At 66.8% G+C, this 21,156-nt stretch carries 19 protein-coding genes; 6 read left to right on the top strand and 13 right to left on the bottom strand.

Features of this window, described 5'->3' with window-relative positions; genetic code table 11:
• Positions 1-29: 29 nt before the first annotated feature.
• Complete coding sequence (locus AC1DGP_RS21690) at positions 30-2,354, bottom strand: bifunctional salicylyl-CoA 5-hydroxylase/oxidoreductase (protein WP_441507114.1); 2,325 nt, start codon at positions 2,352-2,354, stop codon at positions 30-32.
• Between the two features lie 222 nt (positions 2,355-2,576).
• On the opposite strand from AC1DGP_RS21690, the gene AC1DGP_RS21685 reads away from it, so the two are divergent.
• Genes AC1DGP_RS21685 through AC1DGP_RS21660 form a run of 6 tightly spaced genes read left to right on the top strand, consistent with a single transcriptional unit; the run spans position 2,577 to position 7,999 of the window.
• Positions 2,577-3,332, top strand: a complete 756-nt coding sequence (locus AC1DGP_RS21685; RefSeq protein ID WP_441507113.1) for an SDR family NAD(P)-dependent oxidoreductase — start codon at positions 2,577-2,579, stop codon at positions 3,330-3,332.
• Positions 3,333-3,336: 4 nt separating this feature from the next.
• On the top strand, positions 3,337-3,879 hold the full coding sequence (locus AC1DGP_RS21680; protein ID WP_441478049.1) for a MarR family winged helix-turn-helix transcriptional regulator: 543 nt from the start codon (positions 3,337-3,339) through the stop codon (positions 3,877-3,879).
• Positions 3,876-4,709 carry an enoyl-CoA hydratase family protein gene (locus tag AC1DGP_RS21675; RefSeq protein WP_441507112.1) on the top strand — a complete coding sequence of 278 codons (834 nt, stop codon included), beginning with the start codon at positions 3,876-3,878 and terminating at the stop codon, positions 4,707-4,709. The genes AC1DGP_RS21680 and AC1DGP_RS21675 overlap by 4 nt, the downstream gene beginning before the upstream one ends.
• Position 4,710: 1 nt before the next feature.
• On the top strand, positions 4,711-5,901 hold the full coding sequence (locus AC1DGP_RS21670) for an acyl-CoA dehydrogenase family protein (RefSeq protein WP_441507111.1): 1,191 nt from the start codon (positions 4,711-4,713) through the stop codon (positions 5,899-5,901).
• A 1-nt stretch (position 5,902) separates the two neighbouring features.
• On the top strand, positions 5,903-7,546 hold the full coding sequence (locus AC1DGP_RS21665) for a benzoate-CoA ligase family protein (protein WP_441507110.1): 1,644 nt from the start codon (positions 5,903-5,905) through the stop codon (positions 7,544-7,546).
• A 45-nt stretch (positions 7,547-7,591) separates the two neighbouring features.
• Positions 7,592-7,999 (top strand): RidA family protein, encoded by a 408-nt coding sequence (locus AC1DGP_RS21660; RefSeq protein WP_441490834.1) that lies wholly within the window; start codon positions 7,592-7,594, stop codon positions 7,997-7,999.
• 50 nt (positions 8,000-8,049) lie between these two features.
• On the opposite strand, the gene cysN is transcribed toward AC1DGP_RS21660, so the two are convergent.
• The 12 genes from cysN to AC1DGP_RS21600 form a co-directional block, all read right to left on the bottom strand.
• Positions 8,050-9,684 carry a sulfate adenylyltransferase subunit CysN gene (gene cysN, locus AC1DGP_RS21655; RefSeq protein ID WP_476832516.1) on the bottom strand — a complete coding sequence of 545 codons (1,635 nt, stop codon included), beginning with the start codon at positions 9,682-9,684 and terminating at the stop codon, positions 8,050-8,052.
• Positions 9,684-10,586 (bottom strand): sulfate adenylyltransferase subunit CysD, encoded by a 903-nt coding sequence (gene cysD, locus AC1DGP_RS21650; protein ID WP_441507107.1) that lies wholly within the window; start codon positions 10,584-10,586, stop codon positions 9,684-9,686. The genes cysN and cysD overlap by 1 nt, the downstream gene beginning before the upstream one ends.
• Positions 10,583-11,404: a phosphoadenylyl-sulfate reductase gene (locus tag AC1DGP_RS21645; RefSeq protein WP_441507106.1), complete on the bottom strand. Its 822-nt coding sequence runs from the start codon at positions 11,402-11,404 to the stop codon at positions 10,583-10,585. Before AC1DGP_RS21645 ends, cysD begins: the two co-directional genes overlap by 4 nt.
• Before the next feature lie 179 nt (positions 11,405-11,583).
• Positions 11,584-12,102: a hypothetical protein gene (locus tag AC1DGP_RS21640; RefSeq protein WP_441490838.1), complete on the bottom strand. Its 519-nt coding sequence runs from the start codon at positions 12,100-12,102 to the stop codon at positions 11,584-11,586.
• A gap of 13 nt (positions 12,103-12,115) precedes the next feature.
• Positions 12,116-13,042: a nucleoside hydrolase gene (locus AC1DGP_RS21635; protein WP_441507105.1), complete on the bottom strand. Its 927-nt coding sequence runs from the start codon at positions 13,040-13,042 to the stop codon at positions 12,116-12,118.
• A 1-nt stretch (position 13,043) separates the two neighbouring features.
• Entirely contained in the window at positions 13,044-13,817 is a 774-nt protein-coding gene (locus AC1DGP_RS21630; protein ID WP_441507104.1) for an ATP-binding cassette domain-containing protein, read from the bottom strand.
• Between the two features lie 65 nt (positions 13,818-13,882).
• Positions 13,883-14,824 (bottom strand): sugar ABC transporter substrate-binding protein, encoded by a 942-nt coding sequence (locus AC1DGP_RS21625; RefSeq protein ID WP_113519288.1) that lies wholly within the window; start codon positions 14,822-14,824, stop codon positions 13,883-13,885.
• A gap of 47 nt (positions 14,825-14,871) precedes the next feature.
• Positions 14,872-15,813 (bottom strand): ABC transporter permease, encoded by a 942-nt coding sequence (locus AC1DGP_RS21620; protein ID WP_441507103.1) that lies wholly within the window; start codon positions 15,811-15,813, stop codon positions 14,872-14,874.
• 262 nt (positions 15,814-16,075) lie between these two features.
• The gene (locus AC1DGP_RS21615) at positions 16,076-17,563 is read right to left on the bottom strand and encodes a xylulokinase (RefSeq protein WP_476832518.1); all 1,488 of its coding nucleotides are present in this window, start codon (positions 17,561-17,563) and stop codon (positions 16,076-16,078) included.
• A 146-nt stretch (positions 17,564-17,709) separates the two neighbouring features.
• Positions 17,710-19,371, bottom strand: coding sequence for an ABC transporter ATP-binding protein (locus AC1DGP_RS21610; protein ID WP_441507102.1), 1,662 nt, complete (start codon positions 19,369-19,371; stop codon positions 17,710-17,712).
• Positions 19,371-20,186, bottom strand: a complete 816-nt coding sequence (locus tag AC1DGP_RS21605; RefSeq protein WP_069880963.1) for an ABC transporter permease — start codon at positions 20,184-20,186, stop codon at positions 19,371-19,373. Before AC1DGP_RS21605 ends, AC1DGP_RS21610 begins: the two co-directional genes overlap by 1 nt.
• A complete protein-coding gene (locus AC1DGP_RS21600) occupies positions 20,183-21,127 on the bottom strand; it encodes an ABC transporter permease (protein WP_069880964.1) in 945 nt (314 codons plus the stop codon). The genes AC1DGP_RS21605 and AC1DGP_RS21600 overlap by 4 nt, the downstream gene beginning before the upstream one ends.
• Positions 21,128-21,156 lie beyond the last annotated feature (29 nt).

The raw sequence follows: 21,156 nt of genomic DNA, 5'->3' as shown, positions 1-21,156 counted from the left end.
GTCGTTTCGCGCGCGGCAAGGGCGAATGGCTAATGTGCGTCCGCGTGCCGCCCCGGCTTGGCCTTGAGCTTGAGCTCGGTCAGATCCTCGCGCTCGCGCGGCGTGTTGCGCATGAGCTGGTCCTTGCCGGGCTGGTACTGCACGGGTTGCGGGGTATCGACGCCATACCAGGCCGCAGCGCGCAGCACGAAGGACGGGTCCGCCAGATGCGGGCGCCCGAGCGCCACGAGATCGGCGCGACCGGAGGCAATGATCGTGTTCACCTGATCGGCCGTCGTGATGTTGCCGACGCACATGGTGGCGATGCGCGCCTCGTTGCGGATGCGGTCGGAATACGGCGTCTGGAACATGCGGCCATAAATCGGCCGGCTGTCATTGACGGTCTGCCCGGTGGAAACATCGACGAGGTCACAGCCTTCCCCGGCAAAGGCGGCCGCAATGGCGACGGAATCCTCAGGCGACAGGCCGCCTTCCTTCCAGTCCGTCGCCGAAATACGAACGGACATCGGCTTCTCCCGCGGCCAGGCCTCGCGCAGCGCCCGAAACACCTCGAGCGGGTAGCGCAGGCGGTTCTCGAGCGAGCCGCCATAGGCGTCCGTCCTGTGGTTCGTCAGCGGCGAGAGGAAGCTCGCCAGCAGATAGCCATGGGCGCAGTGCAGCTCCAACATGTCGAAGCCTGCCCGCTCGCCGCGCTCGGCCGCGGCGACGAACTCGGAGCGCACGCGATCCATGTCGGCGCGCGTCATCTCGCGCGGCACCTGGCTCTCGGGATAATAGGGCAGAGGCGAGGCCGAGATGATCGGCCAGGCCCCTGCGGGAAGCGGCCGGTCCATCCCTTCCCACATCAGCCTGGTCGCGCCCTTGCGGCCGGCATGCCCGAGCTGAAGGCAAAACTTCGCGGCCGAGTTCGCGTGAACGAAGTCGACGATGCGTGTCCAGGCCGCCTCCTGCTCGTCGCTGTAGAGACCGGTGCAACCGGGCGTGATGCGGGCGTCGGGGGCGACGCAGGTCATCTCGCTAACGATCAAGCCCGGACCGCCGATGGCCCGCGAGCCGTAATGCATCAGGTGCCAGTCCGTCGGCAGGCCCTCTAGCGCAGAATACTGGCACATGGGCGAGAGCACCATGCGATTCTCGACCTGCATCTCGCGGAGCCGGAATGGCTGGAATGCGGGTGCCACGGGGGAGCCGTCGCGCTTGCGCCGCGCTGCAGGGCCGACTTCGTCAGCCACCAGCGTGTCGATGGCAGCGGCGAAGGCGGGCGCGCGCAGAGCGAGATTGTCATAGGTGATCGCCTTCGAGCGCGTCATCAGACCGAAGGCAAAGCGCAACGGATCGAAATCCCAGAAGCGACGCAGTTGCTCGAACCAGACCAGCGAGACATCCGCCGCGTGCTGCGTCTTCTCAACCTCTTCGCGCCGGGTCCGTTCGTAGAGCGACAGGGCGGTGGAGACGTCGAGCTTCGCCTTGCCGAAGGCACGATGCAGCGCAATCGCGTCCTCCATTGCCAGCTTGGTGCCGGAGCCGATCGAGAAATGCGCCGTCGCCTTGGCGTCTCCGATCAGCACGACATTGTCCGAGACCCAGTTCTCGCAGCGGATCATCGGGAAATTGCGCCAGAGCGAGCGATTGGTGATCAGCCGGTGACCTTGCAGCTCCTCCGCGAAGACGCCTTCGAGGAAGGCGGCCGAGGCGGCTTCGTCCATGCCCTCCAGGCCAGCCTTCGCAAAGGTCTCGGGGTCCGTCTCCAGCACCCATGTCGAGCGCCCGGCCTCGTACTGGTAGCAATGGGCAATGAAGAGCCCGTGCTCGGTTTCCTTGAAGAAGAAGGTGAAGGCGTCGAAGGGCCGGGTCGAGCCCATCCAGGTGAACTTGTTCGGCCTGAGATCGACCTGTGGCCGGAAGCGTTCCCGCCAGCCTTCGCGGATGCGGCTGTTGATGCCGTCGGCCGCGACCACGAGATCGAAATTGCGCTTCAGCGCTTCGATATCATCGGCTTCCGTTCCGAATTTCAGCGTGACGCCGAGTTCTCGGCAGCGCTCCTGCACCAGCATCAGCAGCGAGCGGCGCGAGCAGCCGCAAAAGCCGTTGCCGGAGACACGATGGAGCGTGTCCTTGAAGCGGATCTCGATATCGTCCCAGTAGGCGAAATTGTCGACGATCGCGCCGTAGCTTTCGGGGTCGGCCGCCTTGAAGGTATCGAGCGTCTGGTCGGAAAAGACGACGCCGAATCCGAACGTGTCGTCAGGCTGGTTGCGCTCGAAGACCGTGACGTCCAGCGCCGGCCAGTCACGTTTCATCAGCAGCGCGAAATAGAGTCCGGCAGGACCGCCCCCGACGACCGCAATGCGCATCACCCATCCTCCCCGGCTGTGACGGATATTATTTTAAGCCTGAAATATTTTTTCCTCAAGGGGGACCGCCGTGGCTTCCGCGCGGAAGGCGGGAGCATGTCCAATCCTATGCGTATTCGGCGATTGCGGCGCGCAATTCACGATCATGCGCTCGTTCCAAGCCTCGCTTGCAAATTGCTTCAGACCTAAAATATATTGCTCGGCATGAGGAGGCTCGGCGTCATGGACCTGGCGGGACGACATGCTCTGGTGACGGGCGGCGGGCGTGGCATCGGCCGGGCTGTTGCCGGCGCTCTCAAGGCGGCCGGTGCGCATGTCTCGATCATCGGCCGCAGCGCGGCGACCCTGCAGAGCGCCATTGCCGAGGGCGATGCCGACAGCTTCGCGCTCGCCGATGTCACCAATGAGGCAGCCGTCGCGGCGGCGATCGGGACTCTCTCCAGAGAACGGCCGCTGGATATCGTCGTTGCCAATGCAGGCGGCGTCGAGACCGGGCCGTTCCTGAAAAGCGACGCCGAGCGTTTCCGGCGGATGTTCGAGTTGAACCTGATCGGCACGGTCAATGCCTTCCGGGCGGCCCTGCCCGGCATGACCGAGCGCCGCGAGGGGCGGCTGATCGCGATCGCCTCTACCGCCGGGCACCGGGGCTATCCCTATGTCTCGGCCTATGTCGCGGCCAAGCATGCGGTCATCGGGCTGACACGCTCGCTGGCGCTGGAGGCCGCCCGATCCGGCGTCACGGTGAATGCGATCTGCCCCGGCTATACCGATACCGGCATGGTGGCAGACAGCATCGAGGCGATCACAGCCAAAACCGGAAAGCCGGGCGAGCAGGCGCTGGCGGAGCTGGTCAAGGGCAACCCCCAGGGCCGGCTGATCGCTCCGGAAGAGGTCGCGGCAGCCGTGCTCTACCTCTGCGGTCCCTCCAGTGCCGGGATTACCGGCCAGTCGATCCTGATCAATGGCGGGGAGTTCTAGAGCGATGGAAACACCCTCCCCCGGCCTCATTCTCGACCGTGAGACCAAGGCAAGCGAGCGTCCCGGCGATCACAAGGACGAGCTCAGGCTCTGGCTCAGGATGCTGACCTGCTCGACCCTGATCGAGACCGAGATCCGCAATCGCCTGCGCGAGGAATTCAAGACGACGCTGCCGCGCTTCGACCTGATGGCGCAGCTCGACAAATCGACGACGGGCATGACGGTCGGCGAGGTCTCGCAGCGACTGATGGTGTCGAACGGCAATGTCACCGCCGTCGTCGCCGGCCTGCTGGCCGACGGGTTGGTCGACAAGCGCCCGGCCGCTCAGGATCGGCGCGTCCAGGTGCTGACGCTGACGGCGCAGGGCCGCAAGAGTTTTCGCGCCATGGCGGAGCGGCATGAAGGCTGGATCGCCGAGCTCTTCGCCGGCCTCGACCAGCCCGAGATCGTCCAGCTCTTCCGCCTGCTCGGACAGACCAAGGCCTCTCTGCACCAGGCCATCAAGCGCCGCGCCGATGAAGCGGCGGGCCGGGGAGAGAACGCATGAGCATCGCCAACGCCACCATCTTGCCGCTCGCCGGTTTCAAGCCGGCGCATTTCGGTTTAGGCGTTGCCGGCAAGGTCGCGACAGTGACGCTGAACCGGCCGGACAAGAAGAACCCGCTTACCTTCGAGAGCTACCGCGAGCTCACCGATTTCTTCCTCGCCGCGCAGAAGGAGGAAGAGGTCAAGGCGATCGTGATCACCGGAGCCGGCGGTAATTTCTCCTCCGGCGGCGACGTCTTCGAGATCATCGGACCGCTGGTCGCGATGGACACCAAGGATCTGCTCAAGTTCACCCGCATGACCGGAGATCTGGTCAAGGCGATACGCGGCTGCCCGCAGCCGGTGATCGCGGCAATCGACGGCATCTGCGCCGGCGCGGGTGCGATCATGGCGATGGCCTCGGATATCCGCTTCGGCACGCCCGAGACCAAGATCGCCTTCCTGTTCAACCGCGTCGGCCTTGCCGGCTGCGACATGGGCGCCTGCGCGATGCTGCCGCGCATCATCGGCCAGGGCCGCGCGGCTGAGCTGCTCTATACCGGCCGTGTGCTCAAGGGCGAGGAAGCCGAGCGCTGGGGCTTCCTCAACCGGCTCGTCGGCAAGGAAGCGATGCTCGGCGAGGCGCAGGCGCTCGCCGGCGAATTGGCGGACGGGCCGACCTTCGCCAACGCGATGACCAAGCGCATGCTCGAGATGGAGTGGGCGATGTCGGTCGAGGCGGCGATCGAGGCCGAAGCCGTGGCGCAGGCGCTCTGCATGCAGACCGAGGATTTCGCCCGCGCCTATCACGCCTTCGCCGCCAAGCAGAAGCCGGTCTTCGAGGGGAACTGAGATGATCGGGACCGGCATTCTCGGCGATACGCTCGACTGGCCGTTCTTCGAGGATCGTCATCGCGCCTTTGCCAGGGATCTCGCAGAGTGGGCCGATGCCACTCTGCCCGGCCTGCCCCATGACGATGTCGATGCCGCCTGCCGGGCGCGGGTGAAGGCGCTTGGCGAGGCCGGCTTTCTGAGAGCGGTCGTGCCGGCAGCGTATGGCGGGCTCGGCGAGGCGCTGGATGTTCGCACGCTTTGCCTCGCCCGCGAGATTCTTGCTGCACGTGACGGACTCGCGGATTTCGCCTTCGCCATGCAGGGGCTTGGCACCGGTTCGATCTCCCTTGCCGGTTCGGAGGTTATGAAAGCCCGCATCCTGCCAGGCATCCGCGACGGCAGGCGCATTGCAGCCTTTGCCCTCTCCGAGAAGGAAGCAGGCTCGGATGTCGCCGCCATGGCGACGACGGCCGCGCCCGACGGCAACGGCCATGTCCGCATCGACGGCGAGAAGACCTGGATCTCGAATGGCGGCATCGCGGACCACTATGTCGTCTTCGTACGGACGGGCGAGGCGCCCGGCGCGCGCGGTCTCTCGGCCTTCCTGGTCGAGGCCGATACGCCCGGCCTGAGCATCGCAGAGCGCATCGATGTGATTGCGCCGCACCCGCTCGCCACGCTCCGCTTCGATTCCTGCCGTGTCCCGGTCGGCAACCGGATCGGAGGGCCCGGCGACGGATTCAAGGTCGCGATGGCGACGCTCGACATCTTTCGCTCGACGGTTGGTGCCGCGGCGCTCGGCTTCGCCCGGCGCGCGCTGCACGAGACCGTGTCGCACGCCAATGGCAGGAAGCTCTTTGGCGGAACGCTCGGCGATCTCCAGCTCTCGCAGGCCGCGATCGCGGACAGCGCGGCCGAGGTCGATGCCGCAGCCCTGCTGGTCTATCGGGCGGCCTGGACGAAGGACAAGGGTGCGCCGCGCGTCACGCGCGAAGCTGCGCTCGCCAAGCTCGTCGCAACCGAGAACGCCCAGCGCGTGATCGACCGCGCCGTCCAGATCCATGGCGGGCTCGGCGTGACCAGGGGCGTCAAGGTCGAGGAGCTCTATCGCGAGATCAGGGCGCTCAGAATCTATGAGGGCGCCAGCGAGGTTCAGAAGGTCGTCATCGCGCGCGATCTCCTGAAGGCGCATGCCATGAGCGGAGGCTGAGATGGCGCAGGCGGAGTTCGTGCGGTCAGGACATCTGGACAGTTTCGCGCGGGACAATCTGCCACCGCGCGACAGCTGGCCCGACCTCAAGGTCACAGATGCCGGCCTCGCCTATCCCGAGCGGCTCAATGTCGCGACCGAACTGCTCGATCGTCATGTCAGCGAGGGGCATGGCGAACGCATCGCCATCATCTCGGACCGCGAGGTCTGGACCTACGCCGAACTCGCCCAGCGCGTGAACCGCATCGCCAATGTGCTGACCCGCGATCTCGGGATGCGGCCGGGCAACCGTGTGCTGCTGCGGGCCGCCAATACGCCGATGATGGTCGCGGCCTATCTCGCCGTGCTGAAGGCGGGCGGCGTCGCGGTCGCGACCATGCCGATGCTGCGCGCCGGCGAACTCGCCTACCCCATCCGCAAGGCGAAGATCACATTGGCCCTGTGCGATCACCGCCTGATCGATGATCTCCGGACCGCCCAGACACAGACACCCGAACTCCCGCGCATCGTGACCTGGGGCGGAGGCACGCCGACCGATCTCGAAGCGCTAATGGCGCGCGCGGGCTATGAGAACGCCACCGCCGCCGATACCGCCCGCGATGATGTCTGCCTGATCGGCTTCACGTCGGGCACCACTGGCGAGCCGAAGGGCACCATGCATTTCCACCAGGATCTGCTCGCCATTTGCGACACCTATGGAGCGCGCGTGCTGAAGGCGGCACCGGAAGACCGCTTCATCGGCTCGCCGCCGCTCGCCTTCACCTTCGGGCTCGGCGGACTCGTGCTGTTCCCGATGCGGATCGGTGCCGCGATGGTGCTGCCCGACAAGGCCGCCCCCGCCGATCTCGTCACAGCAATCGAGCGCCACAAGGCGAGCGTCTGCTTCACGGCGCCGACGGCCTATCGCGCCATGCTCGACAAGCTCGACGGCCGCGATATCTCTTCCCTGCGCATCTGCGTCTCGGCCGGGGAATCCCTGCCCAAGGCGACCTTCGAAGCCTGGCTGAAGCGGACGGGGCTGCCGCTGATGGACGGCATCGGCGCCACCGAGATGCTGCATATCTTCATTTCCGCGCCGCGCGAGGCGATAAGGCCGGGCGCCACCGGCCTGCCCGTGCCAGGCTACGAGGCGCGGATCGTCGACGAGGCCGGCAATCCCCTGCCCGATGGCACGCCCGGACGCCTCGCCGTGCGCGGACCGACCGGCTGCCGCTATCTCGCCGATCCCAGGCAGGCGAAATATGCGCAGGACGGCTGGAACATCACCGGCGATACCTATCTGCGCGATGCGGACGGCTATTTCTGGTACCAGGCCCGTTCGGACGACATGATCATCTCTGCCGGCTACAACATTGCCGGGCCGGAGGTCGAAGCCTGCCTGCTCGCCCATCCCGATGTCGCCGAGTGCGGCGTGGTGGGCGCGCCCTGTCCGGACCGCGGCCAGATCGTCAAGGCCTATGTCGTGCTGCGCGAGGGCATTCGCGGCGATACGGCCCTGGCCAAGGCATTGCAGGAGCATGTGAAGGCGGGTATCGCGCCCTATAAATACCCGCGCGCCATCGCGTTCGTTCCGGCTCTGCCGAAGACGCCGACCGGCAAGCTCCAGCGTTTCGCACTGCGTCAGTTGGCGCTCACCGAGACCTGATTCCCCCAAGAACAGGCCGAAACGGCCGAAGACCGAGGCTCCGCCATGTCGAACCTTCCAGCATCACGCGCAATCCTGCCCGAGGGCTGGCCGGTGCCGCGCGGCTATGCCAACGGCATGGTCGCCGAAGGCCGTGTGATCGTGACCGGTGGCCTCGTCGGCTGGAACGAGCACGGCGTCTTCGCCGAGGGGTTTCTGCCGCAGCTCCGTCAGACCCTCGCCAATATCAAGGCTGTGGTCGAGGCCGGCGGCGGTCGCATCGAGGATATCGTGCGGCTGACCTGGTATGTCACGGACATCGAGGCCTATCGCGCCAGCCTGAAGGATATGGGGCCGATCTATCGCGAGACCCTGGGCCGGCATTTTCCGGCGATGGCGGTCGTTCAGGTCGTCGCGCTGGTCGAGCCGCAGGCGCTGATCGAGATCGAGGCGACGGCGGTGGTCGCGGGCTGAGGACGCCGCGACCCACGCCATCGTGCATCCGGCGAAACGATCTCGATCGATCAGATGCCGGCGCCGTCCTGAAGCGCGGCTGATGGGTGCCTCTGCCACAGCCGGGCGTGAAGGCCGCGCAAGGTCGGGCGCAGGGCGAAGTCGCCGAGCGCGAGGACACCCGAGACGCCGGGCCGGCCGGTCAGTGCAAGGGCTGCTCCGAACAGTCCTGCCGTGCTGAGCAGGCGCCAACTCACGGCGCTCCACCAGAGCCGCCGATCCGGCGTGCCGGGAGCGCCGATCAGGCGGTTGCGCGCCTGTCGCAGGCGGTCGGCCGTACAGAGCGCCTCCGCCGGGTTCAGGCTTCGTCCCGCGCCCGGCTCGGCGACCACGAAACCAAAGGCGACCGTTTCGTTGCTGATCCGATCGATCAGGATAAAGCCGCCGAGATCCCGGCTCTCCTGATAGGGCAAGGTGGCCAGCGGCCGGTCGAGCCGCAGCGTCACCAGGCCGATCCCGTTCATGCGCAGGACCTGCGCCGGCACCGGCTTGAAGCCCTCGATGTCGATGCTGTGATCCAGCGCGCCGATCGTGGCGTTCACGGCCTGGGTCGCGAGCTTCAGCACGAACTGACCGCCCTCCAGCATGGCGCGCTCGCCAGTCCAGAGCAGCCGCGCCCGGAGCTCGCGCCGGACGGGAACCGGGCTCGCCGCGGAAGCGATGACGTCGCCGCGCGAAATGTCGACCTCGTCAGCCAGGGTCAGGGTGACGGCCTGCCCCGCCGCCGCGTTGCTGGCTTCGCCTGACGGGGTGATCAGCCGCGCGATCGTGCTGCTGCGCCCGGACGGCAGCACCGTGACGGCATCGCCGACGCGGGCACGGCCGCGGGCCGCTGTGCCGGCATAGCCACGGAAATCCAGATCGGGCCGGTTCACCCATTGCACGGGCAGGACGAAGCCGGCCTCGTCGCGCGTCTCCTGTTCGACGACGATGGCCTCCAGCAGAGGCAGCAGCGCCGGTCCCTTATGCCAGGGCATCGTGGTTGAGGGGCGCATCACATTCTCGCCGTCCCGCGCCGAAACCGGGATGATGTCGATCGACCTGAAGCCGAGGTTCTTCACGGCCGCGCGATAATCCGCAGCGATCCGGTCGAAGATTGCCTCGTCGTAACCGACGAGGTCCATCTTGTTGATCGCAACCACGACGTGGCAGACGCCGACCAGCGAGACGATGAAGGAGTGGCGCCGCGTCTGCGGCAGCAGGCCTTTGCGGGCGTCGATCAGGATGATGGCGAGATCGGCGGTCGAGGCGCCGGTCGCCATGTTGCGGGTATATTGCTCGTGGCCCGGCGTATCGGCGACGATGAAGCTGCGCTTCTCCGTCGCGAAATAGCGATATGCGACATCGATGGTGATGCCCTGCTCGCGCTCGGCCGAGAGCCCGTCGACCAGCAGCGCGAAGTCGGGCTCCGCACCTTGCGTGCCGAATTTGCGGGAATCGGCGTCGAGGGCGCTGAGCTGGTCGTCGAAGACCGCGCCGGCCTCATAGAGCACGCGTCCGATCAGCGTCGACTTGCCGTCATCGACCGAGCCGCAGGTGATGAAGCGCAGCAGCGAATGCTGGGCGGTTTCGCTCAGTCCGGAGGAATCGTTCGCAGGGAGTGGAGCCGTGGCGCCCGGGCGCTTCTTCTCGGCGGCGACAGCCATCAGAAGTACCCTTCCTGCTTCTTCTGTTCCATCGAGCCGGCGCCGTCATGGTCGATGACACGGCCCTGGCGCTCGGAGGCGCGCGATGAGCGCATCTCGGCGATGATGTCGGTGAGGCTTGCGGCTTCGCTCTCGACTGCGCCGGTCAGCGGGTAGCAGCCGAGCGTCCGGAAGCGGACCATGCGGGTCTCGACGACCTCTCCGAGCGCGAGTTCCATGCGGTCGTCGTCGCGCATGATCCAGGCTCCGTCGCGGTGCACGACCGGACGCGGGGCAGCGAAGTAGAGCGGTACGACCGGTATGTTCTCGAGTGCGATGTAGTCCCAGACATCGCGCTCGGTCCAATTGGAGAGCGGGAAGACGCGAAAGCTCTCGCCCTTGTGCTTGCGGGTGTTGAAGAGCTGCCAGGGCTCCGGGCGCTGGTTCTTCGGATCCCAGCGATGCTCGGCGCTGCGCAGCGAGAAGATCCTCTCCTTGGCGCGGCTCTTCTCCTCGTCGCGCCGCGCGCCGCCGAAGGCGACATCGAACTTGTGCAGGTCGAGTGCCTGCTTCAGCCCTTGCGTCTTCATCACGTCGGTATGGACGCGCGAGCCTGAGGCGAAGGGCCCGATGCCGGCCCTGACCCCGTCCTGGTTGACATGGACGATCAGATCGAGCCCGAGCCGCTCCGCCGTCTCGTTCCGGAAGGAGATCATCTCACGGAACTTCCAGGTCGTATCGACATGGAGCAACGGGAATGGCGGCTTCGCCGGATAGAACGCCTTCAGGGCGAGATGCAGCAGAACGGCGGAATCCTTGCCGATCGAATAGAGCAGCACCGGCTTGTCGCAGGTCGCCACAACCTCGCGAATGATGAAGATCGCCTCGGCTTCGAGCTTCTGCAGATGGCTGAGCTGGATCATGGTCGCGCCTCCGCCGCAGTGGCAGCCTTGGCCCGGACCAGATTCCCGTCCGGCCCGACATGCAGGCCGCATTCCTTGGCCGCGTCGTCTTCCCACCACCAGCGCCCGGCCCGCTCCGGCTCGCCCGGTGCGATCGCACGGGTGCAGGGCTGGCAGCCGATCGAGATAAAGCCTTTGTCATGCAAAGGATTGAGCGGGATTCCTTCAGCCTTGGAGAAACTCAGCGCGACCTCGCGCGACCAGTCGAGCAAGGGGTTGAACTTGATCAGGCCGCGCTCCGTTTCGGCCTCCGCGAGCGCGACGCCGCCGCGCGCGGCCGACTGGTCGGAGCGCAAGCCGGTGATCCAGATCTCCGCCCCGTCCAGGGCCCGGCCCAGTGGCTCGACCTTGCGGATGTCGCAGCAGGATTTGCGGGCGTCGCGGGAAGCATAAAAGCCGTTGATGCCGTTTTGGCGGACAAAAAGTTCGATCGCGTCATGGCGCGGGTAGAAGGGGCGGATCACCACGCCATAGTGACGCTCAGTCTCCTGCCAGAGGCTGTAGACCTCCGGAAAGAGCCTGCCGGTGTCGAGGGTGACGATCTCGATGGGAAGCCCGGCACGAGCGATCAGATGGATGAGGACCTGATCCTCAAGGCCGAAGCTGGTGGTAAAGACGATCCGTCCCGAAACCGCCTGACGCAGTCCGATGAGACGGTCGCGCGCATCCGACTTGCCGAACGCGCGAACGAGGTCAGCAGCGCGCTCGGGCAAGTCAATTGCCTCAGCCGGTGCGCCTTGTTGGGCGGAAAGGCCCGTATCGATGGGGTCTCTGGCCATGGTCTTGGCCGCCTGTATTGTTCTGTAAATCGAACAATTCAGCTATACCCGAACGCCCACCGGGGCAATTCACTTGAGGTAGTGTGGTTTTTCTTATTTCACAAAATGAAGAGAAGAACCTTTCGCCGAGGCAGGCAGCCGGGCGCGACTGCCGTCCCCGACGCGGGGAGAGTGAGGCCTCAGCCGCAATGCGGCTGGGCGCCGGCGCTCCAGAAGGGCGCATCCTCGCCGGCGCGCGGAATGCTGCGGCGCTCAGTGGCCCGCAATTCGGCCGGCAGCGCCACGACGCTTTGCCACCAGCCATGGGCGCATTCGGAGCGGAACGCCATCTGGTCGCTCAGGCTCGTGCCGATGGCCCGGAAGCCTGTTTCCAGCGCGGCAACGGCATCCCGGATCGCAGCCTGCGTCTGCTCCGTGCTCTCGCGCGCATCGGCGCAGAAGGCAGCGGTGAAGGCAGTGATGTCATGGGCCAGTTCGGGATAGGCGCTTGCATCGAGGCTCCAGGCTTTCATCCATTCATGCGAGACGAGTGCGACCGCCTCATCGAGCGGGCGCGAGACGACCTTGCGGGCCGTGGTCCGCATATGGCGCATCAGCTCGGCACGCGCGTGCTGGTGACGCGCGGCGATCGCGGCCTCCTTCATGCGCGCAATCGCGGCCTCGGCCTCGGCGAGACACTCGTCGACCGGATGGGTCATGATCCAGCAATCCTCAAGGCAGGCGGGCGAGCGCATCGATCATGCGCTCGAACAGGCGGTCGGCATCGACCTCGTTGACGACGAAGGCGTTTGCCGGGCGCTTCGTCCGGCCGTTCCAGTCGATGGTCGAGCGGCCCCGGACATTGCCGGCGAGCTCGATCTCGACATGGCAATCACGGCCCTTGAACAGCTCGGGCCAGAGCAGCCAGGCGATGACGCAGGGGTCGTGCATGGGGTGGGCCGCCGTGCCCAGGCCCCCTGGGCGCGGACGCGTCAGCATGCCGTGGACCGCTCGCCCGGTGCGGGTGCCGAGCCCGTCCAACCGCGCCATGGCCGCCGACGAGGCGATGGCCTGATGCGTCGCATGCAGGCCAAACAGCGTGACAGGAACGCCCGCCCCGAGGACGACCGCCGCGGCATGCGGATCGACATAGAAATTGAACTCGGCTGCCGGCGTCATGTTGCCGAGGCCCATGGCCCCGCCCATCACCACGATCTCGCGCAGTTTGGGCGCAAGTTCCGGGGCAAGCCGCAAGGCCATCGCGACATTGGTCAGCGGCCCGAGCGCGCAGATCGTGATGCTGCCGTCTGTGGCTGCGCGCAGGACCTCGACGATCCCCTGGACGGCATGGCCGGGAGCCGCCGACGAGGCGGCGGCCGGCAGCCCGGCGCCGCTCAGGCCGTCGGGTCCGGAGACGAATTCCGCCGTCTCGAGCGGCTCCAGCATCGGCCGCGCCATGCCCGCTTGTACGGGCACATCGGGGCGCGCCGCCAGATCGCGGACGCGCAGCGCGTTGGCGGTGGTCAGGTCGATCCCGACATTGCCCGCGACCGTGCTGACCAGCCGAATGTCGAGTTCGTCAGGCTGCGCAAAGGCGAGCAGCAGGGCAACAGCGTCATCCTGCCCGGGATCGGTGTCGATGATGATCGGCCGTGCCATCTCAGGCCGCCAGCGCCGGGGCGGACATGATCAGATGGCTGAGATCGTCGGGGGTGAGATCGCCGATCGGCAGGTCATGCAGCTTGCGGCCGCTGCGCAGGATCACGACCCGGCTCGCCAGCGCGACCACGTCGCGCATGTTGTGGCTGATCAGCAGGACAGTGCGCCCCTCCGCCTTGAGATGGCGTACAAGATCAAGCACTTGCGCGGTTTCTTTGACGCCGAGCGCAGCCGTCGGCTCATCCATGATGATGACCTCGGCGTTCCAGCGAAGCGCCCGCGAGATCGCCACGGCCTGACGCTGTCCGCCGGAGAGCCGCTCGACCGGGCGCGTCATGTCCTCGATCTGCACCGACAGCCGGCGCAGGTAGCCTCTCGCCTCGTCCGCCATCCGCGCCTTGTCGAGCACGCGCAGGAAAGGCAGCACGAGCGGGCGCGTCAGCTCGGCCCCCATGAAGACATTTGCGGCGATCGACAGGCGCGGCGCGAGGGCAAGCTCCTGGTAGATCGTCGCCACGCCCTGCTCGAGCGCGTCATGCGGCGAGCGGAAATGCACCTCGCGGCCACGCAGGCGAATGGTGCCGGCGGTCGGCGCCTCGGCGCCCGACATGATCTTGATCAGCGTCGATTTGCCGGCGCCGTTGTCGCCGCAGATCGCCAGGACCTCGCCGGCATGGACGTCGAGATCGATGCCGCTCAGTGCCTGGACGGCGCCGTAATTCTTGCCGACCGAGCGCATCGCGAAGATGGGCTCCGAGGCCGCCTTTTCTGTCATCCGCATGCTCTCCGGAGGGCGCGCAAACGGGCCGGCTGCAAAGGCCGGCCCGGACGAGGGGCGCCCTATTTCAGGAAGTCCTTGACGTTGTTCTTGTCGACGACGACCGCGTCCATGAAGAGATAGGGGCCGGTCGTGATGGCGCTCACCGGCTGCTTCTTCACGGCGATGGCCTCGACAGCCTCGACAGCCTTCACGCCCATTTCCTCGAAGGGAACGGTGACGGTCGCGAGGAAGGTGCTGTCCGGGTCGGCAATGCGACGATAGGTTTCGGCGCCGCCATCGACGGAAACGAGCGGAATTTCGCCCTTCTTGACGCCCTGGGCCTTGAGCAGATCGTCGATGATGTAGGCCTGACCGTCAAAGGAGGCCCAGATACCGTTGATCTTGCCCTGATTGCGCAGGAGCAGCGCCTGCACGCCGCTGCGAACATCGTCGCGCCAGCTTTGGGTGCGCGCCATGCCGTGCTTTCCGACTTCCTTGACCGCGGTGTTCTCGGACAGGACGACGTCGAGCACCTTGCCGCGAATGCGTGAGGCGATATTGCCGTCGAAACGCACCGACATCAGGTTGCCGGTGTAGCCCATCTGCCCGAGCAGATAGAGGGCTGCGTCCGCACCGACCTTGTATTCATTGGTCTGGATGTCGAACAGCGAGTACGGCCCGGCGCCGGACTGGACTGTGATGACCGGGATGCCCTTGTCCTTCGCGGCCTTGAACTGGGCTTCCGCCTCGACCGGCTTGCCCATGGCGACGATGATGGCGTCGACCTTCTTGGCGATCAGCGCCTCGAACTGCTCGGCGTGCTTCGGCAGCGCGCCTTCGGAATTCAGCAGGGTGACGTTCCAGCCCTTGGCCTTGGCCGCAGCCGCAGCCGCATTTGCAACGCGCGCATGCGTCTCCGAGGTGAACTGGAAGCCGATGACGCCGAGCTCGAATGCGGAGGCGCTGCCGACGCCCCAGGCCAGCGCCAGACAGCTGGCTGCAACCATCTTCACGAACTTCATGACTACCCCCTCCGGACCGCGCGGATGGCTGCGCGGCGTTGTTGCGTTCAAACCTTGACGGCTGCCTTCCGCACCACGCTGGCCGAGAATGCGACCGAGCCGATGATGATGATGCCAAGCACGATATCCTGCACGTAATAGGCTGCGCCCATCAGCACGAGCCCGTTGCCAAGAACCTTGAGCACAAGCGCGGCAAAGACCGTCCCGGCCACATTGGGCTTGCCGGGCTCGAACATCGTCATGCCGAGCAGCACGGCGGCAATGGCGTAGAGAAAATAGTCGCCGGCCATGTTCGGAGCGGCGGAGGAGAGGCTCGCGGCGAGCAGCACGGCGGTGATCGAGGCGAAAACGCCGGCCAGCAGCAGGCCAAGCCGCTTCATCCGCATGGTCGCGATGCCTGCGAGCCGCGCCGCCTCATCAGCCTCGCCGGTTGCCGCCATATGGGCGCCGGTCCGGGTCCATTTCAGCAGCACATAGGAGATGCCGGTCGCCGCAAGCAGGAACCAGATCAGATTGGGCAGGCCGAGCGTCGTGCCGCGTGCCAGGCCGGTGAATCCGGCCGGCCAGCGCCCGACGAAGGCGACGCCCTGCGTGATCATGAAGGCGAGCCCCTTGGCGATGGCGGCCGTGCCGAGCGTCACGATCAGCGAAGGAACCTTCAGCACCGTGACGCCGAAACCGTTGAAGGCCCCCAGCCCGGCGCCCACCGCAAGAGCGGCCAGGACCGCGATCGCGGGGTCATAGCCCGCCTGGATGAACCAGCCAGCGGCGACTGCAGCCAGGCTCGCGACCTCGGCGATCGACAGATCGAGCTCGGCGATGGTCAGGGCGAGCGCAAAGCCGAGTGCAAGGATGGCGAGGAAGCTCGTGTCCTTGGCGATGTTCAGGAGATTGCCCGGGCTTGCGAAATTCGGCGCAAACGCGACGAAGAACCCGATCAGGGCGAGCCCCGCCAATGCAGTGCCATGCCGTTCGACAAGCGTGCGCATTCAGTGCGTTCCCCGCAACGGAAGCGCCATGCGGCCTCCGGGCGTCGCAAAGGGCTGATGGGGAGACGGGATCGAGTGTCGGGGCATCATGTCATGACAGCGGGCGAGCGGGCATTCCATCCGAACCGGCCGAAGCCGTACCGAATGGAACAACTCAACCCTAGTGCGGGGCCAACGCGAATGCGAGCCGGCGCAACGGGTTGAGAGCGAATTCTCCACGTCCAATTGCGCAACGTCAGGCCCATGCTGCACGTGCGGCCCCTCACTCGCGCCAACCGGCGAGCTGACGCCCGATTGGAGCCAGAGCCTGCTCTGCCTGTCGGAAGAGGCCAAACAGCCGATCATAGGGTTCGCGTGAGGCCGGGTTCGGCTGGTAGACCCGCGCCAGTCTGACAAGCGCTTCCTGCGCTGCGGCGAGATCCGGAAAGCGTCCGAGAGCGGTCCAGGCGACGATGGCAGCACCGAGCAGACCATGCTCCTCGCCTTCGACGACGCCGACCGGACGGCCGAGGATATCCGCCTTGATCTGACACCAATGGCGATTGGCAGCGCCGCCTCCGCCGAAGCGAAGTTCCGCGATCGGCCGGCCTGACGCTGCCTCGGCACGCTCCAGCACGACACGATTGAGGAAACCGACGCCCTCCATCACCGCCCAGGCGAGGTCAACCGCGCGGTGGCGGCGATTGAGCCCGACGAGAGCCCCGCGCAGTGACGGGTCCCAGTACGGCACGCGTTCGCCCTGGAGATAGGGCAGGAAGATCACCGGGGCGGCATCGCGCGGTTCCGCAAGGACGCGGCCAAGCTCGCGACCGGCTTGCGCCGGTTCGCCCTGGAAGCGACCGAGCAGCTCGAGCAGCCAGATCAGCGTGTCGGCCCCTGTCTGGCTGGGGCCGCCGAGCTGGGTGAGGCCGGCGCCCCAGTCTACCGTCATCAGCCCTTCGGCCCAGGCAGCCCGTGCATTGACGAGACCCAGCACCTCCGTCGTCCCGGACAGGTTGTAGCCAAAACCCGGACGCATGGCGCCCAATCCGACCACGCTCGCCCAGGTGTCGTTCGCCATGGCGATCACGGGCCGGCCGGCAAGATGGCCAAGTGCGCCTTCCAGCCCCGGCTGGACATGGCCCATGATCGAAACCGGCTGGCGCAGCGGCGGAAGAAGCGTCACCGGCAGGGCGGCAGCGTCGAACAGCGAACCGCCGGCGGGCGCGGCCGCTGCGGCCGCCTCCAGCCGCGCGAGCGAAACGGTATCGCTCGCCACGACCCCGGTCAGGCGCAGATTCAGATAGTCCTTGGGATCGAGAACATGCGCCGTGGCCGCGAGGATGCCCGGCTCGGACTGTTTCAGCCACCAAAGCCGCGCGAGCGGGTGGAAGGCATTGAGGCCCGCTGTCTCCGGATGCTCCTTCGGGCACGTGGCCAGAAGCGAGGGCAGCGTCGTGTCGGCGCGCGTATCGCGCCATAGCATGGCGGGACGGAGCACCTGGCCGTCGCGATCGACGAAGACCTGCGTGCGCGTCAGCGCCGAGATCGCCAATGCCTCGATCTGCCCGAAGAGCGTGGGATGGGAAGCCAGGAGCACGGCTGCGCTCTCGCGGAGCGCGCTCCACCAGTGGTCGGGATCGATCTCGGCGGCGCCGCCCTGCTCGATCGGCACCCGCATGACGATGCTATGGCGGGCCCGAAGCTGCCCCGCCTCGTCGACGAGAGCTGCGCGAAAACTGGTGCCGCCGAGATCGCAGGCGAGAACCATGCTCACCGGCGAATACTCCCGTCGCCGCTACGCCTGCCGGACATCACCCTCACCTGCATCGCCTTGATCCGTCGCTCCCTGCCAGGGGCCTGCCTCATAGCAGGAGAGCGAGCGGGCGCGTAGCGCCCGCCGCCGGAAGCTGGGGATCAGGCGAGCGCGGCTTCGGTTTCGTCGACCAGCCGCCAGAACAGGCGCACGCCTCCGTCCGGCGCGGTTTCGAGGCCGGGCACGGCAGAGAGCAGCTTGCGGGTATAGGCATGCTGCGGCCGGTCGAAGATCTCGTCGCGGGTCCCGTCCTCGACGATCCGGCCCTCGTTCATCACCACGACACGGTCGGCGACCTGCTCGACCACGCCGAGATCATGGCTGATGAACAGGCAGGAGAAGCCGTGCTTGCGCTGCAGCTCGGCGAAGAGCTCCAGCACCTGCGCCCGCACCGTCACGTCGAGGGCCGAGACCGGCTCGTCGGCGATCACGAATTTCGGACGGCGCACCACGGCGCGTGCGATCGCGATGCGCTGGCGCTGGCCGCCCGAGAGCTCGTGCGGATAGCGTGACGCGAAGCCGTCGGCGAGGCCGACCTCCGCCAGCACCTCCTGCAGCCGCGCCGCCTTCAGGGCCGCCGTCATGCCGGGCACCAGCCGGAGCGGCTCGGCCACGAGATCGCCGATGGTCATGCGCGGATCGAGCGAGGAATAGGGATCCTGGAAGACCATCTGGCAGTTCAGCCGGTAATCCCAATAGGCCGTCTCGCTCTTGTCGATCGGCTTGCCCTCGAAGCGGATCTCGCCGCTGGTCGGCTTGATCAGGCCGGCGATCGCATGGCCGAGCGTGGTCTTGCCCGAGCCCGAGCCGCCGACGACGGCGACGACTTGGCCCGGCGCGACATCCAGGCTGATGCCATGCAGTGCGCGCTTCGGCGCCTCCTTGCGGAAGAAGCCCTGGCGTCCGCCATAGTCGATCACGAGATCACGCACCGAGACGATCGGCGTTCCGGCTTCCGGCAGCGCGCGCGCCGGACCGCGATGCGGCATCGCGGCCAGCAGCTTGCGCGTATAGGGGTGCTTCGGCCGCGCCAGCAGCTCCTCGGTCCGGCCCTGCTCGACGACATCGCCCTGGCACATCACGATGGCGCGGTCGGAATAGCGCGCGATCATGCCGAGGTCGTGGCTGATCATCAGCACGGCGGTGTTGTTGGCCTTGGTCAGGTCGACCATCAGCTCCAGCACGTCGCGCTGCACGACAGCGTCGAGTGCCGTCGTCGGCTCGTCGGCGATCAGCAGCGCCGGCTTCAGCAACATCACCGAGGCCAGCATGATGCGCTGGCGCATGCCGCCGGAGAACTGATGCGGATAGGAGGTCAACGCGCCCTCGGGATCGCGGATGCCGACACGCCGGAGCATGTCGAGGATCAGCTCCTTGCGCTCGCTGGTGCTGAGCTTGCGATGCAGCGCCAGGCCCTCGTCGAGCTGCCGGCCGATCAGCATCGACGGGTTCAGCGAGGTCATCGGCTCCTGGAAGACCATGCCGACACGCGAACCGCGCATGGCGCGCAGCTGCTTCGGTTCCATGGTCGTGACCTCCTGGCCCTCGAACTTGATCGACCCGGCGACGCGCCTGACTGCGGGCGGGATGAAGCCCATCAGGGCGCGCGCAGCCAGGGTCTTGCCGGAGCCGGACTCGCCGACGATGCCGACGATCTCGCCTGGCGAGACGGAAAAGCTGACGCCGTTGACGACGCGCTTGCCGGTGCTGCCGATCTCGAGCGTGAGGTCGTCGACGCGCAGAAGTGTTTCGGACGAGGCCATCACATTCCCCTCATGCGCGGGTCGAGCTTGTCGCGCACCGCATCGCCGAGAAGATTGATCCCGAGCAGCGTCAGCGAAATGCACAGGCCGGGGAAGATGCCGAGCCAGACGGCCTGGCCGATATAGGGCCGCGAACCGGCGAGCATGTTGCCCCAGGTCGGGGCCGGTGGCGGCACGCCGAGGCCGAGGAAGGAGAGCGCGCTCTCCGCCAGCAGCACATAGCCGAACATCGAGGTCGCCAGCACGGTCAGCGGCGCGATGCAGTTCGGCAGGATGTGGCGGGCCATGGTGAAGCCCTCGGAATTGCCCATCACGCGGGAGGCGGCGATGTATTCGCGCTCGCGCAGCGAAAGCACCGTGCCGCGCACGATGCGGGCGACCGAGGGCGCATAGGCGATGCCGAGCGCGACGATGATGCCGTATTTGTTGGCACCCACCACCGCGAGCAGGCCGAGCGCCAGCAGGATTCCGGGAAAGGCGAGCAGCGCATCGTTGAAGGCCATGACGATGCGGTCGAACCAGCCGCGGAGATAGCCACTGAAGACGCCGATCACGGTGCCCAGCGTCACGGCGAGCGTGACGGTCAGCAGGCTGATCCAGACGCTGGTCGCAGCGCCCGCCATCAGGCGGGAGAGCACGTCGCGGCCGAACTCATCGGTGCCGAGCCAGTGCATGGCGCTCGGCGCCGCGAGCTTGGCGCGGAACGAGAGCTGCAGGGGATCGTAGGGGGTCCAGACCGCGCCGGTCAGGGCGACGACGAGCAGGACACCGATGAGCAGACCGCCCAGCAGGGCGTTGGGTGCGGGGAGCTTCATTCGGCTGTCACCCGCGGGTCGAAGATGGGATAGCACAGGTCGATCACCAGATTGACGAGGACATAGGTGAAGGCGACGAAGAGCAGGCAGCCCTGGATCACCGGGTAATCGCGCGCGAAGATCGAATCGACCAGCAGACGGCCAAGGCCGGGAATGGTGAAGACGGTCTCGACCACGGCGATGCCGCCGAGCAGGTTGCCGAGCACGAGCCCGATCAGCGTCCAGGTCGGCCCGAAGGCGTTCTTGAAGGCGTGGCGCCAGAGCACGGCGCCTTCCGAGAGGCCCTTGGCGCGGGCATGGGTGATGTAGTCGAGCCGCAGCACCTCCAGCGTCGAGGCGCGCGCCATGCGCAGGATCACGCCGATCTCGTGCAGGAACAGCGTCAGGATCGGCATGACGAGGTAGAGGATGCCGCGTGTCGTGTCCTCGCCGATCGAGACATAGCCGACGACCGGAAGCCATTCGAGCTTCAGCCCGAAGAACAGCAGCAGGAGCAGGCCGAGCCAGAAGGTCGGGATCGAGAGCAGCAGCGTCGCCAGCCCCACCAGGGTGAGATCGAGCGAGCTGTTCTGGCGCCAGGCGGCAATCACGCCGGCCGGTACGGCGACCAGGCAGGCGAACAGCACCGCAACCAGCACCACCTGCGCGCTGATGAAGAAGCGCTGGGCGATGAGCGGCAGGACCGCCTGTTGCGAATTGATCGACTGGCCGAGATCGCCTTGCAGCAGATTGCCGAACCAGATCGCGAACTGCATCGGCAGGCTGCGATCGAGGCCCAGGCGTGCCCGGAGATCGGCCAGGCTCGCCGGATCGGCGAGGTCGCCCAGCATGAGCTGGGCCGGATCACCCGGGATCAACCGGATCAGGACGAAAACCGAGACTGCCACGATGAACAGTGTCGGCAACGCCATCAGGATGCGCGTGAGCGCGAAACGCAGCATTGGTGCTTCCCCTCCCCGTCAGACCTGCG

It is taken from the genome of Allobosea sp. 05T433 (assembly GCF_056396065.1).
Note: the sequence above shows the minus strand (reverse complement) of the source record. Positions and strands in the feature narration are given on the sequence as shown.